This is a genomic window from Thauera phenylacetica B4P (assembly GCF_000310225.1).
Taxonomy (GTDB): domain Bacteria; phylum Pseudomonadota; class Gammaproteobacteria; order Burkholderiales; family Rhodocyclaceae; genus Thauera; species Thauera phenylacetica.
In genome coordinates this window covers 14,841-34,678 of the sequence record NZ_AMXF01000022.1, presented here as the reverse complement: position 1 = coordinate 34,678, position 19,838 = coordinate 14,841, and the positions used below count along the sequence as shown (strand labels likewise).

Below are 19,838 nucleotides of genomic sequence, written 5' to 3'. Positions count from 1 at the left end.
GGGGTGGCGCGGATCGCCGGGCCGCCGTGGGTGGCGGGCGCGAGCGCGGCCGGCGCTTCGGCGCGCACCTCCTGGCCGACCTGCATCTCGCCGACCACGGTGCCGGTGTCGGCGGCCTCGGCACCGCCCTCGAAGCCGGCGAGCGGGGCGCCCACATGCACCAACTGGCCGGCCTCGCCGTACAGTTTCGCGACGCGGCCGTCGTAGGGGGAGGGGATGTCCACGATCGCCTTGGCGGTCTCGACCGAGACCAGCGGCTGGTCGGCGGCGATCTCGTCGCCGGCCTTGACGTGCCATTCGACGATCTCGGCTTCCTGCAGTCCTTCGCCCAGGTCGGGCAGCTTGAAGATCTTCATGACGCCTCCAGGGTCTTGCGCGCCGCCGCGACGATGCGCTCGACGCTGGGCAGGTACTGGTACTCGAGCCGCGACAGCGGCATCACCGTGTCGTAGCCGGTCACGCGCTGCACCGGCGCGAGCAGGGAATACAAGCCCTCCTCGGCGAGGCTGGCGGCGATCTCGGCGCCCAGGCCGGCGGTGCGCGCGGCCTCATGCACGATCACGCAGCGTCCGGTGCGCGCGACCGACTCCAGGATGGTGGGCAGGTCGAGCGGCTTGAGCGTGGCGACGTCGATGACCTCGGCCGAGATGCCCTCGGCGGCGAGCGCGTCGGCGGCGGCCTGGGTCTCGTGCAGCATCGCGCCCCAGCTCACCAGGGTGAGGTCGGTGCCGCCGCGCAGCGTGAAGCACACGTCCAGCGGCAGCGCCTCGCCGTCGTCGGCCACCTCCTGGCGGAACAGGCGGTACATCCGCGTGGGCTCAAGGAACATCACCGGGTCGGGGTCGCGGATCGCCGCGAGCAGCAGGCCGTAGGCGCGCGCGGGCGAGGAGGGCATCACCACGCGCAGGCCCGGGGTGTGGGCGAGCATCGCCTCGGGGCTCTCGGAGTGGTGCTCGGGGGCGTGGATGCCGCCGCCGCAGGGGGTACGCACCACCAGCGGGCAGGCCAGCCGGCCGCGCGTGCGGTTACGCAGGCGCGCGGCGTGGTTGACCAGGTGGTCGATCGCCGGGTACAGGAAACCGGAGAACTGGATCTCCGCCACCGGGCGCAGGCCCATCGCCGCCATGCCGATCGCGGTGCCGACGATCGCGGTCTCGGCGAGCGGGGTGTCGACCACCCGCCCGGCGCCGAAGCGCTGCTGCAGCCCGGCCGTGGCGCGGAAGACGCCGCCGTTGGCGCCGATGTCCTCGCCGAGCAGCACGACGGCTTCGTCGCGCGCCAGCTCGTGGGCGAGGGCCAGGTTGACCGCCTCGACAAGGTTGATCTCAGCCATGATCGCCTCCCGGTTGTCTGCCCGCGGTGCGGGGTGCGAAGCGCAGGGCCTCGTCGCGCTGGGCCGCGAGCGCGGCAGGCAGGGTCGCGAAGAGGTGGTCGAACATCGCCGCGGTGGTGGGCGGCGGGGTGCTCAGGTAGGCCTCGACTGCGGCGTTCACCGTCTCGGCGCATTCGCGCGCGAGCGCCTCTTCCTTCTCCGGCCCCCAGGCGCCGAGCTTGACGAGGTGGTTGCGCAGGCGGGTGAGCGGCTCGAAGGACCACTGCTCCTGCACCACCGCGGGGTCGCGGTAGCGCGAGGCGTCGTCGGCGGTGGTGTGGTCGCCGAGGCGGTAGGTGACCGCCTCGATCAGGGTCGGGCCACCGCCGGCGCGCGCCTTGGCGAGCGCCTCGCGGGCGACGTGGTGCACCGCGACGAGGTCGTTGCCGTCGACCTGCACGCCCTCGACGCCGGCGGCGATCGCCTTCTGCGCCAGCGTGGCGGTGGCGCTCTGCGCGCTGCGCGGCACCGAGATCGCCCACTGGTTGTTGCTGAGCACGACCAGCAGCGGCGCCTTCCACACCGCGGCGAAGTTGAGCCCCTCGTAGAAGTCGCCCTTGGAGCTGCCGCCGTCGCCGAGGAAGCACACCGCCGCGCGCGCCTCGCCGCGCAGCCGGAAGGCGTAGGCCGCCCCCGCGGCGTGGCAGACCTGGGTGCCGATCGGCACGCAGTTGGGGAAGTCGTGGCGGGCCTCGGCGAAGTCGCTGCCGCGCTCGTCGCCGCCCCAGTAGCGCAGGCTCTCCTCGATGCGCACGCCGCGCACGAGCTGGGCTGCGTGCTCGCGGTAGGAGGGAAAGAGCGCGTCCTCCGGGCGCATCGCGCTCGCCACGCCTACGCCGATCGCCTCCTGGCCGAGCGCGGACGCGAAGGTGCCGAGCTTTCCGGTGCGCTGCAGCGCGATCGCCTTGGCGTCGAAGCTGCGGGTCAGGTACATCGCGCGATACATCGGCACGAGCCGCGCGGGATCGCAGGCGAAGTCGGGCAGGGGCCCGAGCGGCTCGCCCTGGGGGTCGAGGAAGCGGGTGTGATCGATATGGAAGCGGGCGACCGTGCTCATGGCAATCTCCGTTTCTGTCCTGCTTACGCTTGAAAGAAGCCGGAACGACACAACAGCGCGACGATGCGTCGGCGCTGGACAGTCAAGGTTGCGAGGGCTTCGTGCGGCGGCGCCCGGCAGCCTGGCGGGGTCCTGCGCCCAAGGGCCTTGGCGCACCTTGCCGGGTTGGAGCCCGGTGCCTCGTCGATGTTCCCGGGCTCGCCCCGGCGGTGCGCGAATTCTTCACCGCGGCGCGCGGCCTGGGGCGCAGCGGGTGGGGTACGAAAACGAGCGGCACGAAAAAAAGCCCCGACTGGCGGGGCTTCGTGTCACGACCTGCCGCAGCCAGGCTGCGGCAGGCCTTGCTCAAGCCGCTTTCTTCGGCGGCGTGATGCTTGCGTTCAGCTTTTGGTCCGCTTCACTGGCCGCGCTCATGTTGGCGTTCATCACGTCCCTGGTCTGGCGGGTCAGTCTGGACATCGCGTCGAATCCGGCCTGCATGTTCGCACCGGCCGATCCTCCCAGGCCGAGTGTACCGAAGTAGCCATCGAGGACCGCGCTGACCTGCTTGTGCGAGTCGACCGCGATCTCCTGCACGCTGCGCAGGTAGTCGGCGAACTGTGCCAGGGCCGGGGCGGCGGCCGAGGCCTGCACGCCTTGGAGTGCATTCACGTCGCGCACTGCGAGCATGTCGTTCGATGCTGCCAGGCAGTCCTGCAGGGCAGCACGCGCCAAGTTCTGGTTGAGCGTGCTCAGGCGCTCGACGTTCGACAAGGCAATCTCGGACAGCGCCCCGACGGCATCGGTGTAGGTCTGGGCGTTGCGCTTCTGTTCGGTGGTGCTGGTCTGCATCGTGGCTTGCGTCGTGGCTTGCATTGGGTCTTCCTTGTGGGAATGGCTGCGTGAATTGGCCTGGTGCGGGGCAGCGTAGGGGTGGCTGCTCCCCCGTCGTCCGGCTTTTATGTTGCGCCGCAGTACGCAACCTCAGTGTGGCCTCATCCTGTTGAGAGTCAAGGCTTATTTCCGTTTCTTTCATGCCGCCGGTGATGACGAGGGCGCAGGCCTATAGTGAGGTAGTGGATTGATTGCCGGAGGTCGCCGACCTCCGGAGACGAACAGAACCCTGTGCGAGGTCATCGATGTCGAACAACGCTTTGCCGCTTTCCGCCGTGGAACTGGGCCGCATCGATGCCTGGTGGCGCGCGGCCAACTACCTCTCGGTCGGGCAGATCTACCTGCTCGACAACCCCTTGCTGAAAGCGCCCCTGTGCCTCGAGCACATCAAGCCGCGCCTGCTCGGGCACTGGGGCACGACTCCCGGGCTCAACTTCATCTACGCGCACATGAACCGGGTCATCCGCCGTGACGACCTCGACATGATCTATCTCGCCGGGCCCGGGCACGGCGGACCGGCGCTGGTGGCCAGCACTTGGCTCGAGGGCAGCTACAGCGAGTTCTACCCGAATGTGTCGCGCGACGAGGAGGGCATGCGCCGGCTGTTCCGCCAGTTCTCCTTCCCCGGCGGCATTCCCAGTCACGTCGCCCCGGAAACCCCGGGCTCCATCCACGAAGGCGGCGAGCTCGGCTATGCGCTGGTGCATGCCTACGGCGCCGTGTTCGACAACCCCGAGCTCATCGCCTGCTGCGTGGTCGGCGACGGCGAGGCCGAGACCGGGCCGCTCGCCGCGGCGTGGCACTCGAACAAGTTCCTCAACCCGGTCACCGACGGTGCGGTGCTGCCCATCCTGCACCTGAACGGCTACAAGATCGCCAACCCGGCGGTGCTGGCGCGGATCAGCCACGAAGAACTGGAACAGCTCTTCCGCGGCTACGGCTACACGCCGTATTTCGTCGCGGGCGACGACCCCGCGCAGATGCACCAGGACATGGCGGCCGCGGTCGATGCGGTGGTGGCCGAGATCCGCACCATCCAGCGCACGGCGCGTGCGGGGGGAAGCGACCCGCTCCGGCCGCGCTGGCCGATGATCATCCTGCGCAGCCCGAAGGGCTGGACCGGACCGCGTTCGGTGGACGGCAAGCAGACCGAAGGCTCGTGGCGCTCGCACCAGGTGCCGCTGTCGGACATGGCCAGCAAGCCCGAGCATGTGCGCTTGCTGCAGGACTGGATGGAAAGCTATCGCCCCGGAGAGCTGTTCGATGCGGCAGGCGCTCCCGTCGCCGAGATTGCGGCGCTGGCGCCGGTGGGCGAGCGCCGCATGGGCGCCAACCCGCATGCCAACGGCGGCCTGCGCCTGCGCGAGCTGCGCCTGCCCGATTACCGCGACTATGCGGTGGCGGTGGCGCGCCCCGGCCAGGACGACGCTGAAGCCACCCGGGTGCTGGGCAGCTTCCTGCGCGACGTGATCGTGCACAACCCGGACAACTTCCGTGTGTTCGGCCCCGACGAGACCGCCTCCAACCGCCTGGGTGCGCTGTTCGAGGTCACCGACCGCGCGTGGATGGCCGAGCGGCTCGAAGGTGACGACCATCTCGCCCCCGACGGGCGGGTCATGGAGGTGCTGTCCGAGCACCTTTGCCAGGGCTGGCTGGAGGGCTATCTGCTCACCGGCCGCCACGGCTTCTTCTCGTGCTACGAGGCCTTCATCCACATCATCGACTCGATGTTCAACCAGCATGCCAAGTGGCTCAAGGTGACGAGCAGGGAGATCCCCTGGCGGCGGCCGATCGCCTCGCTCAACTACCTGCTCACCTCCCATGTGTGGCGCCAGGACCACAACGGCTTCTCGCACCAGGACCCGGGCTTCATCGACCATGTGGTGAACAAGAAGGCCGACATCATCCGCGTCTATCTGCCGCCCGACGCCAACACCTTGCTGGCGGTGGCCGACCATTGCCTCAGGAGCCGCAACGACATCAACGTCATCGTCGCCGGCAAGCAGCCGGCGCCGCAGTGGCTGTCGATGGACGCGGCGGTCAAGCACTGCAGCACCGGCATCGGCATCTGGGAGTGGGCCAGCAACGACTGGCAGAACGGTGGCGGAGAGGCCGGCGTCGACCAGGCCAGCGAGCCCGACATCGTCATGGCCTGCTGCGGCGACGTGCCGACGCTCGAGACCCTGGCCGCGGTGGCCTTGCTGCGCGAGCTCGCGCCCGATCTGCGTGTGCGCGTGATCAACGTGGTCGACCTGATGACGCTGCAGCCCAGGGAGGAGCATCCGCACGGCCTCACCGACAAGGACTTCGATGCCTTGTTCACCCGCGACCGCCCGATCCTCTTCGCCTATCACGGCTACCCCTGGCTGATCCATCGCCTGGCGTATCGCCGCAGCAACCACGCCAACCTGCATGTGCGCGGCTACAAGGAGGAGGGCACCACCACCACGCCCTTCGACATGGTGGTGCTCAACGACCTCGACCGCTTCCACCTCGTCTCCGACGTGATGGACCGGGTGCCGAAGATGCGCGCGCGCGCGCCGCACATCAAGCAGGCGATGCGTGACCGCTTGGTCGAGCACAAGGAATACATCGAGCGCCATGGCGAGGACATGCCTGCGATCCGCGACTGGAAGTGGCCGTGGTGAGTGCGGGCGCCGGCACGGGGCGAGCGGCGCCCCGTGCGCGCTATGTGCGACAGCCGACAGACGGGCTCGGCGTGTGCGCTCAGCTTGATGACATCCGAGCCGAGCGGCACGCGGGATCTTCCAGTGATGCGATGCATCCTCGCTGATTCCCGGCGTCCCTCGGCGAAGTGAGGTGCATGACTCGCGCAGATCGCCACGGCATCACTTCCCGTTCCATCAGACGAAGGAGTAACGCCATGAGAACGATGCACAGATTGGCAATCGCTACGGTCGCAGCCACGATGCCGCTCGGCCTTGCAGGGTGTGCCGGCATGTCGAATCAGGACAAGAACACGGCCGTGGGCGCCGGCGTCGGCGCGGTCGGTGGTGCGGTGCTCACCGGTGGCAGCACGATCGGCACCGTCGGTGGCGCCGCGGTCGGCGGCATCATCGGTCATGAGGTCGGCAATTAAGGCCGCTTCGATGTGGGACGACGAGGGGGAGGGCAGCGTTGCGCCGGACGCAATCCGCCGATCTCCTCGAAGGCGTCGCCCGAGGCCATCCGGTCGGCTGCAGAGATATGTCGTATGAAGAGGATCAACTGATGAAATCGAACCACCTGATCGGCCCCGCAGTCGGCCTGCTGGCCGCCCTGACACTCGGGGCATGCGGCACGATGAACGAGCCGCTGTATGGAGGCAGTCCTGCCCCCTCATACCCGTCAGCCACGTCGGACGGCTATCCAGCCAACACCTATCCGGTCACGACGCAGCCGGCCGGCACCTCTCCGACCCGGACCTACGCCGGATATGGCGTGGTGCATTCGGTTGAACGGGTGCGTCGGGAAGCGACGACGACGGGCGGTAGCGGGATCGGCCTCGGTACCGTGGCAGGCGCCGTTGTCGGCGGCCTGGTCGGCAGTCAGATCGGGGGCGGAAGCGGGAGGACCGCGGCGGCGGTGATCGGCGCGGCCGGTGGCGCCTATGTCGGCCACGAGATGGAGAACCGCCAGCAACCAGTGCAGGCCCAGCCCGATCAGCTCGAGATCACGGTACGGATGAGCGATGGATCGTCTCAGACCCTGCTGCAGCCCCTCGACGCCGACTTCCGCGTCGGCGACCGGGTGCGGGTCGGAAACGGCGTCCTGCAACGGTATTGAACAGCGCGCGCCCAGCCATGGGCGCCCGCCGCCGCCTCGTCGGGCGCTGCGCTCATCCCTGCAGCGCCCTGTTCTTGCCCACCGTAATGCAGTGTGAAGTCTTGCCACAGTCGACGTCGATCTGCACGGGCTCCCCAGGCTCATAGGCGGGGGCCTTGATCAGGTCCGCGAAGCGCTCGACCGCCTTCAGCCCCCTCAGAACCGTGAGCCGACCATTGTTGGAGTGCAACCAGCGCCCGTCGACCGTGATCCCGTAATAAGCCTTGTCCCTGCGCTTGGACGGGACCTCGCCTGCCGCCTGCGTCAGCGGATGAACGCGCACGCTGACGTGCTTGTCGCGCGCATGTGCGGCCGTTGCCACTTCAAGCCAGGTTGCAACCTTTCCGGACGTTCTCGACATTTTATCTCCCCTGCTTTTTGGAATGCGCAGCACGCTCGCGGCCGTGGTCCTGTCCGGGATCGCGCCGCACGAGTCGTCTGTTGTCTTGTCATGGTGTCCTGCTGACGGGCGGGTATCGTGCGCGCCGATCCCGAGCGTGGGTCACTTGCGGTCTTCGACGACGAGCTCGTGCAGCGTCCATTCGCCGCCGGCATTGATCAGCGAGAAGCCGTCGAATCCCCCGCTCACCTTGCGGTCGACGACGTCGATCAACACCTCGCCGTCGCGGCTCACCGTCATGCGGCCTTCGGCGTCGCGCTGCCAGATCAGGCGCTGTGGCACTCTGTTCTCGAGCCGGTGGGGGGCACTGGCAATGACCGAGGCGCCGTGCTCGTCGGCAAAGACGAGCTGCAGCGGCTGGTCGCCACGTTGGCTGAGTCGATAGGCGTGGTTCAGCCCGTTGCCGCGATACGGTCCGAGTTCGAGGTGGCTGTAGGGCTCGGCGGAACCTGACACCTGCATCGTGATGCGGAACACCGGCGCCAGGCGGATCGGCAGATAGGCCACCGCGGCAACCGCCCCTTCCTGCCCAGGGCGCCCGACGCCGAGCTGCTGCTTGAGCAAGTCCTCGATCAACTGGCGGCCGGCGTCCTGCGGACGTGCCGCGGACGGGGTGACCACCGAATTCAGGCCGCCGTTGCGCACCTCGAGACGCCCCGCCGCGATGCGCCAGGCCGGCTTGCGTGTGTGGTCGCCGTCGGAGAAGTCGTCCCGCACGCACACACCGGTAGGACGCCGCGGTGGCGGGCGGCGTTGCCGCGCGCGTGGCCGCAACGCCGAGCCCTTGCAGCGTCGGTGCATCGAGGGTGCCGGTTGCGCCGAGCTGGTTCGCTGCCTGGAAGGTCCGGATCGCGGCCCGGCTGCGCGGCCCGAGCACGCCGTCGGGCGGCCCGGCGTCGTAGCCGTGCGCGTTCAGCGCACGCTGCGCCGCAGCGCGTTGTTCGCGGCTCAGGCCGAGCTCGGGCGTCGTGTCGGCGCTGCCGGTGCGCAAGGCGTCGAGCAGCGCCTGGCTGGGCTCGCCGCTCACCGACACCCCTTGCCCCTGCTGATACTCGCGGATGGCCTGGCGGGTCGGGGCATCCATGCGACCGCTGACCAGGGGAATCGGGTAGCCGCGCTCGCGCAGTTCGGCCTGTATGCGCGCCAGCGTGTTCGCATCCACCGGCTGCGCGCTCGGGGTTGAAGTCGCATTTGCACGCTCGCGAAGGTGCCGGAGCAACTCGGCGCTCGGCTCACCCGACATCAGCAAGCCTTGGTCGGATTCGTAGCGGCGGATCGCCGCGCGGGTCTGGTCGTCCAGCCGACCCGATTCGCGCTCGGTCGTGTAACCCGACCCGCGCAGCGCTTCCTGGATATCCGCGATCATCCGGGATGAAACCCCGGAGGTCGGCGTGGCTGGCGCAGGTGTCCGGCCCTGGCCGGTGGCGCGCACATGCGCCAGCAGGCCCGTCATAGGCTGACCGTCCACCAGCAGCTCGTTGTCCGCCTGGTAAGCCCGGATCGCGCTGCGGGTGCGCGCGCCCATCACGCCGTCGACCGGTCCGGCATTGAAGCCGAGCTGGTTCAGTTCGCGCTGCAGCTCGAGCACGGTATTGGAGTACTGGGCGACCTGATAGGCCGATCCGGTGAGCGGCGCGAGGGGCGCGCCCACCCCCGCCTCCGCGTGCCCGGGCCCCGACCAGCCGAACGATGCCGCGAGACCGAGCACCAGCGCGGCAAAAGGACCAGGGAAACCATTGCGTCGATCGAACATGATGCGCTCCTCGTGCGGGAGAAAATTCCCATAGCGTGTCGGCGCATCGTAGGAGGGGCGTGCCTGGATCATCTGTGCGGCGTCGCACAGAGGTCGCCGCAGGGGCGCCGAGTCGGCGAGTGCGAGGGGCGCGACGACCGGTACGCGCCCCCGTCCCGCTCCTTGCCGCGCTCGCGGCGCCTGCTAGATCCGCCCCATCAGGAACAGGATCAGCACGATCACCAGCACCACGCCGAGCACACCGCTGGGCGCGTAGCCCCAGCTCCGGCTATGCGGCCAGCTTGGAAGCGCGCCGATCAGGAACAGGATCAGCACGATCAGCAGGATTGTTCCGAGTGACATTTCAATTCTCCCTGCAGCAAGTAAGTGCCTTCGGCACCGGGCCCATGAACCGGGCTCGCGCAATGCGGCGGCCTGTGTTCGGGCTGAGGACCGGCAGCAGTGTGCGGCACGCATCGAAGCGCTCGCGTGTCCCCCCGGCCTTGGCCGAGTCTTGGGTGAGGCGCGATCTGCGGTCTGTGGGCCAGCGCACAGACGCGGGTTGCGGCAAGGACGAGTATCCGGATCCAGCGTACCCCCCAGCGTTATCCCCAGCGAATACCCGCCCGGATTCGAACCAGCGGGCCAACGACGCCAGACAGGAGGAATCATGACTACAGAACTGAACACCGAGCACGCTGCGCTCATCGACATGCGCGCCCAGGTGGTGCGGGACCTCAAGGGTCTCGTCGCCGACTCGGAGAGCTTGCTCAAGGAAGTGCTCGACGCCAGCAGCGAAGAGTTCACCGCGGTGCGAGGGCGCATCGACGACCGCCTGGGCGAGGCCAGCGTGCGCCTGGACAAGGCGCGCGTTGCAGCCGGCCGGCGCATGGGCGAGGCCGCGGACATCACCCATGAGTACGTGGTTCACAACCCCTGGAAGGTCCTCGGCGCTGCCGCCGCGGTGGGGGTGATCATCGGCTCGATGTTGCGCAGCCGGTGATGCACGAATCCGGCGCGGCTGGTGCGCTCCCGGAATGAAGCAGCTTCATGAAGTCCCGCGTCATCAATCCCTGGAGATCTCGATCATGAAACAGTTTGGCAAGTATCTATCCGCGCTTTTCCTTTCGGTCACCCTGATCACCGCGGTGGGCTGTGCCTCGACCTCGAAGCAGGAGGGGATGGGCGAGTATGTCGACGACAGCGTCATCACCGCCAAGGTCAAGGCCGCCATCTTCGAACACGCCAGCCTCAAGTCGGCGGAAATCAACGTCGAGACCTTCAAGGGCGTGGTCCAGCTCAGTGGCTTCGTCAATTCGCAGGCCGACATCAACACCGCCGTCGGGCTGGCCCGTAGCGTCAAGGGGGTGCAGTCGGTAAAGAACGACATGCGCCTGAAGTAAGCGATGTACACGCGGCGGCCACTGCTGAAGCACATCATCGACGGTGGCCGCGGCGCTTTTTATGCGGCCTTTCCAGGCTTGCGCCCGCGCACCGGCGCGCCTGCCGACGCCGAGTCTCCCCTGCGCGCGGAGCTGTTCAGCAGCGAGCAGATGGTGCAGCACGGCAAGGCCCTTGCCGCCACCCATGCGCTGGCGCCGGGCCTGCGTCCGGACCAGCTGCTGACGCGGCTGGCGGCCAACGAGCACGCGCTCGTCGAAGCCTCGCAGCGGCTGACCACCGCCGTCACCGAGAACCGCCGCATCACGCCGGCAGGCGAATGGCTGCTCGACAACTTCTATCTCATCGAGGAACAGATCCGCACTGCGCGGCGGCACCTGCCGCGCGGTTACAGTATCGGCCTGCCGCGCCTGGCCAATGGGCCTTCGGCCGGGCAGCCGCGCGTCTACGACCTGATGCTGGAGATCGTGTCGCACGGCGATGGTCGGGTGGACGCCGAGGAGCTGCGCCGCTTCATCGCCGCGTACCAGACCGTGAGCGCACTCAAGCTGGGCGAGTTGTGGGCCATCCCCATCATGCTGCGTCTTGCGCTGGTCGAGAGCCTGCGCCGCACCAGCGTGCGGGTGGCCGAGGCCTGTGCCGAGCGCGACCTGGCCGACGCCTGGGCAGACCGCGTGACCGCGGCGGCAGACACCGCCCCCAAGAGCCTGATCCTGGTGCTCGCGGACATGGCGCGCTCGAATCCGCCCATGAGCTGCACCTTCGTCGCCGGACTCGTGCGCCGCTTCCAGCATCGCGGCCCCGCGCTCGCCTTGCCCTTGTCGTGGATCGAGCAGCAACTCGCCGAGCACGGCATGACGATCGAGCAGTCGATCCAGGCCGAGAACCAGCAGCAGGCCGCCGACCAGGTGTCGATCAGCAACAGCATCGGCAGTCTGCGGCTGTTGAGCGCGCTCGACTGGCGCGCGTTCGTCGAGGCCATGAGCGTGGTCGAGCGTGCGCTGCGCGAGGACCCCTGCGGGATGTATGCCGGGATGGACTTCGCCACCCGCGACCGCTACCGCCATGAGGTCGAGGCGATCGCGAAGAAGAGCGCCCGCAGCGAAGGTGAGGTGGCACGCCAGGCGGTGGCGCTGGCCGCTGGCAGCGTTCCCGCCGCGGTGCCGCACGGGGGCGCGGACGACGACGAGCGCGCGGACCCCGCCGCCGATCGGGCCGGGGCGGGCGGGAGCACGGCAGGTCGCTCCGACCATGTAGGCTTCTACCTCATCGACAAGGGCCGGCCGGCGCTCGAGCGCGCGGTGGCCTTTCGTCCCTCCTGGCGCGCAGCGCTGCGCTCGTGGGCGGCGCCGTGCCCGCTGGCGCTCTATCTGGGCGCCATCGCGCTGCTGACCGTGGCCATCGCCGCTGGGCTGCTCTGGCCCCTGCACGCCGGACTTGCGGCGGACGGCGAGCGCGCCTGGGTGCTGCTGGTAGCCACCCTCCTTGCATTGCTGGCCGCGAGCCGGCTGGGCGTTGCCCTGGTGAACTGGCTCGCCACTCTGGTGGCGACGCCGCACCCGCTGCCGCGCATGGACTTCTCCGCGGGCATCCCGCCGCAGTGGCGCACGCTGGTGGTGGTGCCGACCCTGCTCACCCGTGCCGACAACGTCGATGAACTCGTCGAGGCGCTCGAAGTCCGCTTCCTGGCCAATCGCGACCGCAGTCTGCATTTTGGCCTGCTCACCGACCTGCTCGACGCGCGCCAGGAGACCCTGGCGACCGATGCTGCGCTGGTCGAGCGCGCACGCCTTGCGATCGCGGCGCTCAATCGCAAATATGGTGATGGCCGATCCGGCGCCGAAGGCGACATCTTCTTCCTCTTCCATCGCCCGCGGCGCTGGAACGCGAAGGAGGGCGTGTGGATGGGGCATGAGCGCAAGCGCGGCAAGCTCGCGGAGCTCAATGCGCTGCTGCGCGGCATCCCCGCCGCCCCCGGAGCGGGTTTCGCCTGCGTGATCGGTGATACCGCGGCCCTGTCCGCGGTGAAGTTCGTCATCACCCTCGACACCGACACCCAGTTGCCGCGCGATGCCGCGCGGGCGCTGGTCGCGGCCATGGCGCACCCGTTGAACCGCCCGCGCTACGATCCGGCGATGCGCCGCGTCGCCGACGGCTACGGCATTCTGCAGCCTGCGGTGGCGGTCAGCCTGCCCGGTGCCAGTCGATCCATCTATGCACGCCTGAATAGCGGCGAGCCGGGCATCGATCCGTACACGCGGGCGGTGTCGGACGTATATCAGGACCTGTTCGGCGAAGGCTCCTTCGTCGGCAAGGGCATCTACGATGTGGAGGCGTTCGAGCACTGCCTCGGCGACCGTTTCCCGCCGGACCGGATCCTCAGCCACGACCTGCTCGAGGGCTGCTACGTGCGCTCCGGGCTGCTCAGCGATGTGTCGCTCTACGAGGACTACCCGGCGCGCTACGGCGCCGATGTGAGCCGACGTCAGCGCTGGATCCGCGGCGACTGGCAGCTGGCTGCCTGGCTGTGGCCACGGGTGCCGGTACCGTGCATGCGCGCTGGGGTGGACCACGGCGACGATGGACAGGGCTTGTGCCGCGAGCCGAATCCGCTCTCCGCCCTGTCGCGCTGGAAGCTGTTCGACAACCTGCGCCGCAGCCTCGTCCCCGCGGCGCTGGTCCTGCTGCTGGTGCTGGGCTGGCTCGTTGCGGACGTGGCGTGGGCGTGGACGCTGGCGGTGATGGCCATCGTGCTGCTGCCCTCCGTGCTCGCGACCCTGCTCGAGCTGGTGCGCAAGGCGCCGGAGGTGACCGGGCGGCAGCACCTCGCCGCGGCCAGAATCGCCGCCGTGCGCCGCAGCGCCCAGGTGGCGTTCGAGCTGGCCTGCCTGCCGCACGAGGCCTGGTTCAGCGTGGACGCGATCGCGCGTACCGTGTGGCGCAGCGCGCTGTCGCACCGGCGGCTGCTGGAATGGAATCCCTCCGGCGAGGTCGAGCGTGCCGGCGCACGGCGCGGGGCCCATGGCTTTGGCAGCGTGCTGCGTGCGATGTGGATCGGCCCGCTGCTCGCCGCTGCGGGGGCGGCCCTGCTTGCACACATGAATCCGGCCGCCCTCGGCGCGGCGCTGCCCGTGTTGCTGCTGTGGTTCGTGTCGCCGGCTATCGCGTGGTGGATCAGTCGGCCGCTTGCCCGCCCGGTGGTGCAGCTCTCGCTCGAGCAGGTTCGATTCCTGCGCGCGCTGTCGCGCCGGACCTGGTCCTTCTTCGACACCTTCGTCGGAGCCGCCGACCATTGGCTGCCACCCGACAATTTCCAGGAATACCGCGTGGGCCTGATCGCTCACCGCACCTCGCCCACCAATATCGGCATGGCGCTGCTGGCAAACCTGTCCGCCTACGACTTCGGCTACCTCACCGCTGCGGGCGTGGTGCAGCGCACCGCGGACACCCTGCACACCCTGGCCGGGATGGAGCGCCACCGCGGGCATTTCTACAACTGGTACGACACGCGCACGCTGCAGCCCTTGCCGCCGCTGTATGTGTCCACGGTGGACAGCGGCAACCTCGCCGGCCATCTCATCACCTTGCGCGCAGGCCTGCGCGCGCTCGGTGCCGATCCGATCGTGCCGGCACGGCTCCTCGAGGGGGTGCGCGACACCTTCGCCATCGTCGAGGCGGAGCCCGGCATCGCGCCGGATCGCCTGGCGGCGTTCGGCGGGGCGCTGGCCTACGCGCCAGACCCCTCGACCGCCTCCCTCGCGGCGCTGCGGGCGTGCCTGGCGACGCTGGCGGCCCACGCGGACGAGCTTGTCCCCGTGCCGGGCGACAAAGCGCTCGTGCGCGAGCGGAGCACGAGCGATGGCGCCGGTTGCGAGTGGCCGCAGGCGCTTGCGCGTCAATGCCGTGCTGCGGTGGACGAGATCGACTTCCTTGCCCCCTGGCTCGCCCTTGCGCCGCTTGCGCCCGGGATGGAGGTCGAGCTGGGCGGCGAACTTGCCTGCGTCGGCGCGGACGCCCCGATCCCGACCCTCCAGGAGCTCGCGCGCATCGACGCGCGCTGCGCACCGCTCATCGCCCGCCGGCTGGCAGCGGGCACGCCTGCCGCCAGCGCCGTGACGGCGACACAGCAGGCCTGGCTGAGCGCGCTGCAGCGCCACCTCGCGACCGCCGGCGCGCGCGCGCGCGCGCGTCTGGCGAGCATCGACAGGCTGGCCGTGCAGGCCGGCGAGCTGGGACACATGCAGTTCGGCTTCCTGTACGACCACGCCCGCCACCTGTTCACCATCGGCTACAACGTCGCCGAGCAGCGTGCCGATGCGAGCTATTACGACCTGCTCGCCTCGGAGGCGCGCCTGAGTACCTTCGTCGCCATCGCCCAGGGGGAGATCCCGCAGGAGAGCTGGTTCGCGCTCGGACGTCTGCTGACCCGCACCGCGGGCGAGCCGGTGCTGCTGTCGTGGAGCGGGTCGATGTTCGAGTACCTGATGCCGCTGCTGGTGATGCCGACCTACGACGACACCCTGCTCGACCAGACCTGCAGGGCCGCGGTGGCGCGCCAGATCGAGTATGGCCGCCAGCGCGGCGTGCCCTGGGGGATCTCGGAGTCCGGCTACAACACGGTGGATGTGCACCTCAACTACCAGTACCGCGCCTTCGGCGTGCCCGGGCTGGGGCTCAAGCGCGGCCTGGCCGACGATCTGGTGGTTGCGCCCTACGCCTCCGCGCTGGCGCTGATGGTGGCGCCCGAGGAGGCGTGCGCCAACCTGCAACGCCTGGCCGCGGCCGGCTTCATGGGGCGCTTCGGCCTGTTCGAGGCCATCGACTACACGCCCGCGCGCCAGCGCCGCGGGCAGGACTGCGTCGTGGTGCGCTCGTTCATGGCGCACCACCAGGGCATGACGCTGCTCGCGCTCGCCCACCTTGTGCTGGCGCGCCCGATGCATCGCCGTTTCGCCGCCGATCGCGAGTTCCAGTCGGTGCTGCTGCTGCTGCAGGAACGCATTCCGCGCGCGACCGAACTGTTCGCGCACACCGCGCAACTCGCCGAGATGCACGCGGCGGCGCCTGGCGAGGAGCCGCCGATCCGCTTCTTCGACACCCCGCACACGCCGATGCCCGAAGTCCAGCTGCTGTCCAACGGGCGCTATCACGTCATGCTGAGCAACGCCGGTGGCGGCTACAGCCGGTGGAAGGAGCTCGCGCTCACGCGCTGGCGCGGAGACGGCACCTGTGACAACCGCGGCGCATTCTGCTACCTGCGCGAACTGGACAGCGGGCAGGTCTGGTCCACCGCCCATCAGCCCACGCTCAAGCCACCGGCGGTCTACGAGGCGATCTTTTCCGAGGGGCGTGCCGAGTTTCGCCGCCACGACGTGCTCGCTGACGGACCGTCGGCCGAGGACGGCCGCTGGGTGGACGGCGCCAGGGCCGACGAGATCGAGACCTACACCGAGATCGTCGTCTCGCCGGAGGACGACATCGAGCTGCGCCGGGTGCGCCTGACCAATCGCTCGCGCCAGCGCCGGCAGATTGAAGTCACCAGCTACGCCGAGGTGGTGATCGCGCCACCGGCCACCGACGCACTGCATCCGGCGTTCAGCAACCTGTTCGTGCAGACCGAGATCGTGCGCGCCCGCCAGGCGATCCTGTGCACGCGCCGGCCGCGCTCGCGCGACGAGCAGGCGCCGTTGATGTTCCACCTGATGGTGGTGCGCCCGCTCGCGGCCGGGGCCGAGGCGGGCTCGGCCCCGGCGGCGGGCACGGTGTCGTACGAAACCGATCGCGCGCGCTTCATCGGCCGCAACGCCAGCACCGCGGATCCGCAAGCGATGCGCGCTGCAGGGCCGCTGTCCGACAGCGAAGGTTCGGTGCTCGACCCGATCGTGGCCATCCGGTGCACGGTCACCCTCGAGCCCGAGCAGTCGGCCATGATCGACATCGTCACCGGTATTGCCGAACGCCGCGAGCTGGCCGAGTGCCTGATCGACAAGTACCAGGATCGCCACCTCGCCGACCGCGTCTTCGAGCTGTCGTGGACGCACAGCCAGGTCGTGCTGCGCCAGCTCGACCTGAGCGACGCCGACGCTCAGCTGCACGCCCGCCTGGCGAGCGCGGTGCTCTACACCAACGCGGCGCGGCGCGCCGACGCCAGCGTGCTGGTGCGCAACCATCGCGGCCAGTCCGGGCTGTGGGGCTACGCGATCTCGGGCGACCTGCCGATCGTGCTGTTGCAGATCGCCGACGCCGCCAATCTCGATCTCGTCCGCCAGCTGGTGCAGGCGCATGCCTACTGGCGGCTGAAGGGCCTCGCGGTGGATCTGGTGGTCTGGAACGAGGAGCACGTCGGCTACCGCCAGCGCCTGCAGGACGAAATCATGGGTTTGATCGCCTCGGGCGTGGGCGCGAGCGTGATCGACCGCCCGGGCGGAATCTTCGTGCGCATGGCCGAGCAGATCGCCAGCGAGGACCGCATCCTGCTGCAGTCGGTCGCCCGGGTCGTGCTGTCCGATGCACGCGGAACCCTCGCCGAGCAGCTCGACCTCCCGGCGCCGGCGAAGGTGCGCGAGCCGGCGTTCCGGCCCCGGCGCAGCGATGCGCTGGCGCTTGCATCCGACAACCCGGGGAAGGAGAGCTCGCCGCGCACCGATCTGATCCTGTGCAACGGCCTCGGCGGTTTCACCGCCGATGGGCGCGAGTACGTGATCACGCTCGCGCCGGGGCAGGTCACGCCCGCGCCGTGGGTGAACGTGCTGGCCAATCCGGCCTTCGGCAGCGTGGTGTCGGAGAGCGGGGCGGCGTACACCTGGGGCGAGAACGCGCACGAGTTCCGCCTTACACCATGGGACAACGACCCGGTCAGCGATGCGGGCGGCGAGGCGCTCTACCTGCGCGACGAAGACAGCGGCGCGCTGTGGTCGCCGACGCCGCAGCCGATGCGTGCCGAGGCCACCTACGTCGTCCGCCACGGCTTTGGCTACAGCGTGTTCGAGACCCGGGTGCATGGCATCGTCTCCGAGCTGTGGGTGTATGTCGCCACCGATGCCGCGATCAAGTTCTCGGTGCTGAAGCTGCGCAACGAGTCCGGGCGGTCGCGCCGGCTGTCTGCGACCGCTTACGTCGACTGGGTGCTGGGCGACCTGCGCGCGAAGTCGGCCATGCATGTCAGCACCGCGATCGACCCCGGCAGCGGCGCGCTGCTGGCACGCAACCCGTTCAACGCCGAGTTCGCCGAGCGCGTGGCCTTCCTCGACGTCGATGATCCGACGCGCAGGGTGAGCGGCGACCGCGCGGAGTTCATCGGCCGCAACCGCAGCCTGCGCAATCCCGCGGCCCTGGGGCGATCGCGCCTGTCGGGCACGGTGGGGGCGGGGCTGGACCCGTGCGGGGCGATCCAGGTCACGGTCGAACTGGCTGTGGGGCAGGCGCGCGAGATCGTGTTCCGCCTCGGCGTCGGCCGCAACGCCGACGAGGCCAGCGCACTCGTGCGCCGTTTCCGCGGCGCGGATGCCGCGCGCACGGCGCTCGAGGCGGTGTGGCAGCACTGGAACCACACCCTCGGCGCGGTGCAGGTCGAGACCCCCGAGCCCGCGCTCGATGTGCTCGCCAATGGCTGGCTGATGTACCAGACCCTGGCGTGCCGGATGTGGGCGCGCAGCGGCTACTACCAGTCGGGCGGCGCCTTCGGTTTCCGCGATCAGTTGCAGGACGCGATGGCGCTGGTGCATGCCGAGCCTGCACTGGTGCGCGCGCATCTGCTGTTGTGCGCGAGTCGCCAGTTCCAGGAGGGTGACGTGCAGCACTGGTGGCACCCACCCGCGGGCCGCGGCGTGCGCACCCAGTGTTCGGACGACTACCTGTGGCTGCCGCTGGCGGTGTGTCGTTACGTGCGCACCAGCGGCGACACCGGGGTGCTCGACGAGCGCCAGCCCTTCCTCGAGGGGCGGGCGGTGCTGCCCGAGGAGGATTCCTACTACGACCTGCCCATGCGCTCGAGCGACGAAGCCAGCCTCTACGAGCACTGCGTGCGCGCCATCCGCCACGGCCTGCGCTTTGGCGAGCGCGGCCTGCCCTTGATGGGCTCGGGCGACTGGAACGACGGCATGAACCTCGTCGGCATCCAGGGCCGCGGCGAGAGCGTGTGGCTGGGCTTTTTCCTGTGCGAGGTGCTGGGGCGCTTCGCCGAGTTGGCTGAAACCCGCGGCGACCTCGATTTTGCCGGCTTGTGCCGCGGCGAGGGCGCGGCGCTGCGCGAGCGCATCGAGCACCATGCCTGGGACGGCGACTGGTACCGCCGCGCGTGGTTCGACGATGGCACGGTGCTGGGTTCGGCGCAGGGCGCGGAGTGCCGCATCGATTCGATCTCGCAGAGCTGGTCGGTGCTCGCCGGCGTCGCCGACGAGGCGCGCTCGCGGCGGGCGATGGAGGCGGTCGATGCGCACCTCGTGCGGCGCGCCGACGGCCTCGTCCAGTTGCTCGATCCGCCGTTCGACAGCGCCAAGCCCGGCGGCGCCGGCGCCAATGGTGCAAGTCTCGACCCCGGCTACATCCGCGGCTACGTGCCGGGCGTGCGCGAGAACGGCGGCCAATACACCCACAGCGCGATCTGGGCGGCGATGGCCTTTGCCGCCCTCGGCGACGGCGAGCGGGCGTGGGAGCTGCTGCGCATGATCAATCCGGTGAACCACGCGCGCTCGCCCCAGGCGATCGACCTCTACAAGGCGGAGCCTTACGTCGTTGCCGCGGATCTGTATGCGCGCACGCCGCACACCGGGCGCGGCGGCTGGAGCTGGTACACCGGATCGGCGGGCTGGATGTACCGGCTGATGGTGGAGTCGCTACTGGGCTTGCGCGTGGAGAGCGATCGGCTCTGGCTGGTGCCGAACCTGCCGGCCGAGTGGCCGCAGCTCAAGCTTCACTACCGTTATCGGGAAACCGTGTACCACATCCTCATCGTGCAACACCCCGCCCGCGGCGATGCAGCGGGCGGTCTTCAGCGCATGAGACTCGATGGGGTGGAACTGACTGAGCGCGCGATTGCGCTGGTGGATGACCAGCGCGAGCATCGGGTCGAGGTGGATTTCTGGCGCAAGGCCGAGGCCGCAGGCCTGGGCGGGGGGGTGTGAGCGCAGCGCGCCGGGCGCGGTCATGCAGGGGTGGGCACGCAGAGGGCGTGCGCCCG

Annotated in this window: 13 protein-coding genes and 1 pseudogene; 6 read left to right on the top strand and 8 right to left on the bottom strand. The window is 69.6% G+C overall.

Annotated features, from left to right (window positions below):
- The 4 genes from C667_RS05450 to C667_RS05435 all read right to left on the bottom strand — a co-directional run.
- Positions 1-356 (bottom strand): biotin/lipoyl-containing protein (locus C667_RS05450; protein ID WP_004358232.1); only part of this gene is annotated, 356 nt, incomplete at its 3' end.
- Positions 353-1,333 carry an alpha-ketoacid dehydrogenase subunit beta gene (locus C667_RS05445; RefSeq protein ID WP_004358230.1) on the bottom strand — a complete coding sequence of 327 codons (981 nt, stop codon included), beginning with the start codon at positions 1,331-1,333 and terminating at the stop codon, positions 353-355. The genes C667_RS05450 and C667_RS05445, both read right to left, overlap by 4 nt.
- The gene (pdhA, locus tag C667_RS05440; protein WP_004358228.1) at positions 1,326-2,429 is read right to left on the bottom strand and encodes a pyruvate dehydrogenase (acetyl-transferring) E1 component subunit alpha; all 1,104 of its coding nucleotides are present in this window, start codon (positions 2,427-2,429) and stop codon (positions 1,326-1,328) included. Before pdhA ends, C667_RS05445 begins: the two co-directional genes overlap by 8 nt.
- Before the next feature lie 345 nt (positions 2,430-2,774).
- Complete coding sequence (locus C667_RS05435; protein ID WP_157302209.1) at positions 2,775-3,260, bottom strand: phasin family protein; 486 nt, start codon at positions 3,258-3,260, stop codon at positions 2,775-2,777.
- Between the two features lie 287 nt (positions 3,261-3,547).
- Between C667_RS05435 and C667_RS05430 the strand changes: the two genes are divergently transcribed.
- The 3 genes from C667_RS05430 to C667_RS24300 all read left to right on the top strand — a co-directional run bounded on the left by C667_RS05430 (position 3,548) and on the right by C667_RS24300 (position 7,088).
- On the top strand, positions 3,548-5,950 hold the full coding sequence (locus tag C667_RS05430; protein ID WP_004358223.1) for a phosphoketolase family protein: 2,403 nt from the start codon (positions 3,548-3,550) through the stop codon (positions 5,948-5,950).
- A gap of 236 nt (positions 5,951-6,186) precedes the next feature.
- Complete coding sequence (locus tag C667_RS05425; protein WP_039920834.1) at positions 6,187-6,402, top strand: YMGG-like glycine zipper-containing protein; 216 nt, start codon at positions 6,187-6,189, stop codon at positions 6,400-6,402.
- Positions 6,403-6,533: 131 nt separating this feature from the next.
- Positions 6,534-7,088, top strand: coding sequence for an outer membrane lipoprotein (locus tag C667_RS24300; RefSeq protein WP_004358219.1), 555 nt, complete (start codon positions 6,534-6,536; stop codon positions 7,086-7,088).
- 52 nt (positions 7,089-7,140) lie between these two features.
- On the opposite strand, the gene C667_RS05415 is transcribed toward C667_RS24300, so the two are convergent.
- From C667_RS05415 to C667_RS24825, 4 genes and pseudogenes are all read right to left on the bottom strand, one after another.
- On the bottom strand, positions 7,141-7,521 hold the full coding sequence (locus C667_RS05415) for a hypothetical protein (protein ID WP_157302206.1): 381 nt from the start codon (positions 7,519-7,521) through the stop codon (positions 7,141-7,143).
- A gap of 108 nt (positions 7,522-7,629) precedes the next feature.
- A complete protein-coding gene (locus C667_RS26345; protein ID WP_245538431.1) occupies positions 7,630-8,244 on the bottom strand; it encodes a hypothetical protein in 615 nt (204 codons plus the stop codon).
- A gap of 127 nt (positions 8,245-8,371) precedes the next feature.
- Positions 8,372-9,280: pseudogene (locus tag C667_RS26805) on the bottom strand (peptidoglycan-binding domain-containing protein); the annotation flags it as partial.
- A 183-nt stretch (positions 9,281-9,463) separates the two neighbouring features.
- Positions 9,464-9,622, bottom strand: a complete 159-nt coding sequence (locus tag C667_RS24825; RefSeq protein WP_004358213.1) for a DUF3309 family protein — start codon at positions 9,620-9,622, stop codon at positions 9,464-9,466.
- A gap of 307 nt (positions 9,623-9,929) precedes the next feature.
- On the opposite strand from C667_RS24825, the gene C667_RS05395 reads away from it, so the two are divergent.
- The 3 genes from C667_RS05395 to C667_RS05385 all read left to right on the top strand — a co-directional run bounded on the left by C667_RS05395 (position 9,930) and on the right by C667_RS05385 (position 19,782).
- Positions 9,930-10,262, top strand: coding sequence for an ElaB/YgaM/YqjD family protein (locus C667_RS05395; protein WP_004358211.1), 333 nt, complete (start codon positions 9,930-9,932; stop codon positions 10,260-10,262).
- Positions 10,263-10,347: 85 nt separating this feature from the next.
- Positions 10,348-10,662, top strand: coding sequence for a BON domain-containing protein (locus C667_RS05390; protein ID WP_004358209.1), 315 nt, complete (start codon positions 10,348-10,350; stop codon positions 10,660-10,662).
- A gap of 3 nt (positions 10,663-10,665) precedes the next feature.
- Positions 10,666-19,782, top strand: coding sequence for a glycoside hydrolase family 94 protein (locus tag C667_RS05385; RefSeq protein WP_004358206.1), 9,117 nt, complete (start codon positions 10,666-10,668; stop codon positions 19,780-19,782).
- Positions 19,783-19,838 lie beyond the last annotated feature (56 nt).

Bases quoted from the DNA above. Each gene is read 5' to 3' on its own strand.
- C667_RS05445 (WP_004358230.1), bottom strand. From the start codon at position 1,333: ATGGCTGAGATCAACCTTGTCGAGGCGGTCAACCTGGCCCTCGCCCAC.
- pdhA (WP_004358228.1), bottom strand. From the start codon at position 2,429: ATGAGCACGGTCGCCCGCTTCCATATCGATCACACCCGCTTCCTCGAC.
- C667_RS05435 (WP_157302209.1), bottom strand. From the start codon at position 3,260: ATGCAGACCAGCACCACCGAACAGAAGCGCAACGCCCAGACCTACACC.
- C667_RS05430 (WP_004358223.1), top strand. From the start codon at position 3,548: ATGTCGAACAACGCTTTGCCGCTTTCCGCCGTGGAACTGGGCCGCATC.
- C667_RS05425 (WP_039920834.1), top strand. From the start codon at position 6,187: ATGAGAACGATGCACAGATTGGCAATCGCTACGGTCGCAGCCACGATG.
- C667_RS24300 (WP_004358219.1), top strand. From the start codon at position 6,534: ATGAAATCGAACCACCTGATCGGCCCCGCAGTCGGCCTGCTGGCCGCC.
- C667_RS24825 (WP_004358213.1), bottom strand. From the start codon at position 9,622: ATGTCACTCGGAACAATCCTGCTGATCGTGCTGATCCTGTTCCTGATC.
- C667_RS05395 (WP_004358211.1), top strand. From the start codon at position 9,930: ATGACTACAGAACTGAACACCGAGCACGCTGCGCTCATCGACATGCGC.
- C667_RS05390 (WP_004358209.1), top strand. From the start codon at position 10,348: ATGAAACAGTTTGGCAAGTATCTATCCGCGCTTTTCCTTTCGGTCACC.
- C667_RS05385 (WP_004358206.1), top strand. From the start codon at position 10,666: ATGTACACGCGGCGGCCACTGCTGAAGCACATCATCGACGGTGGCCGC.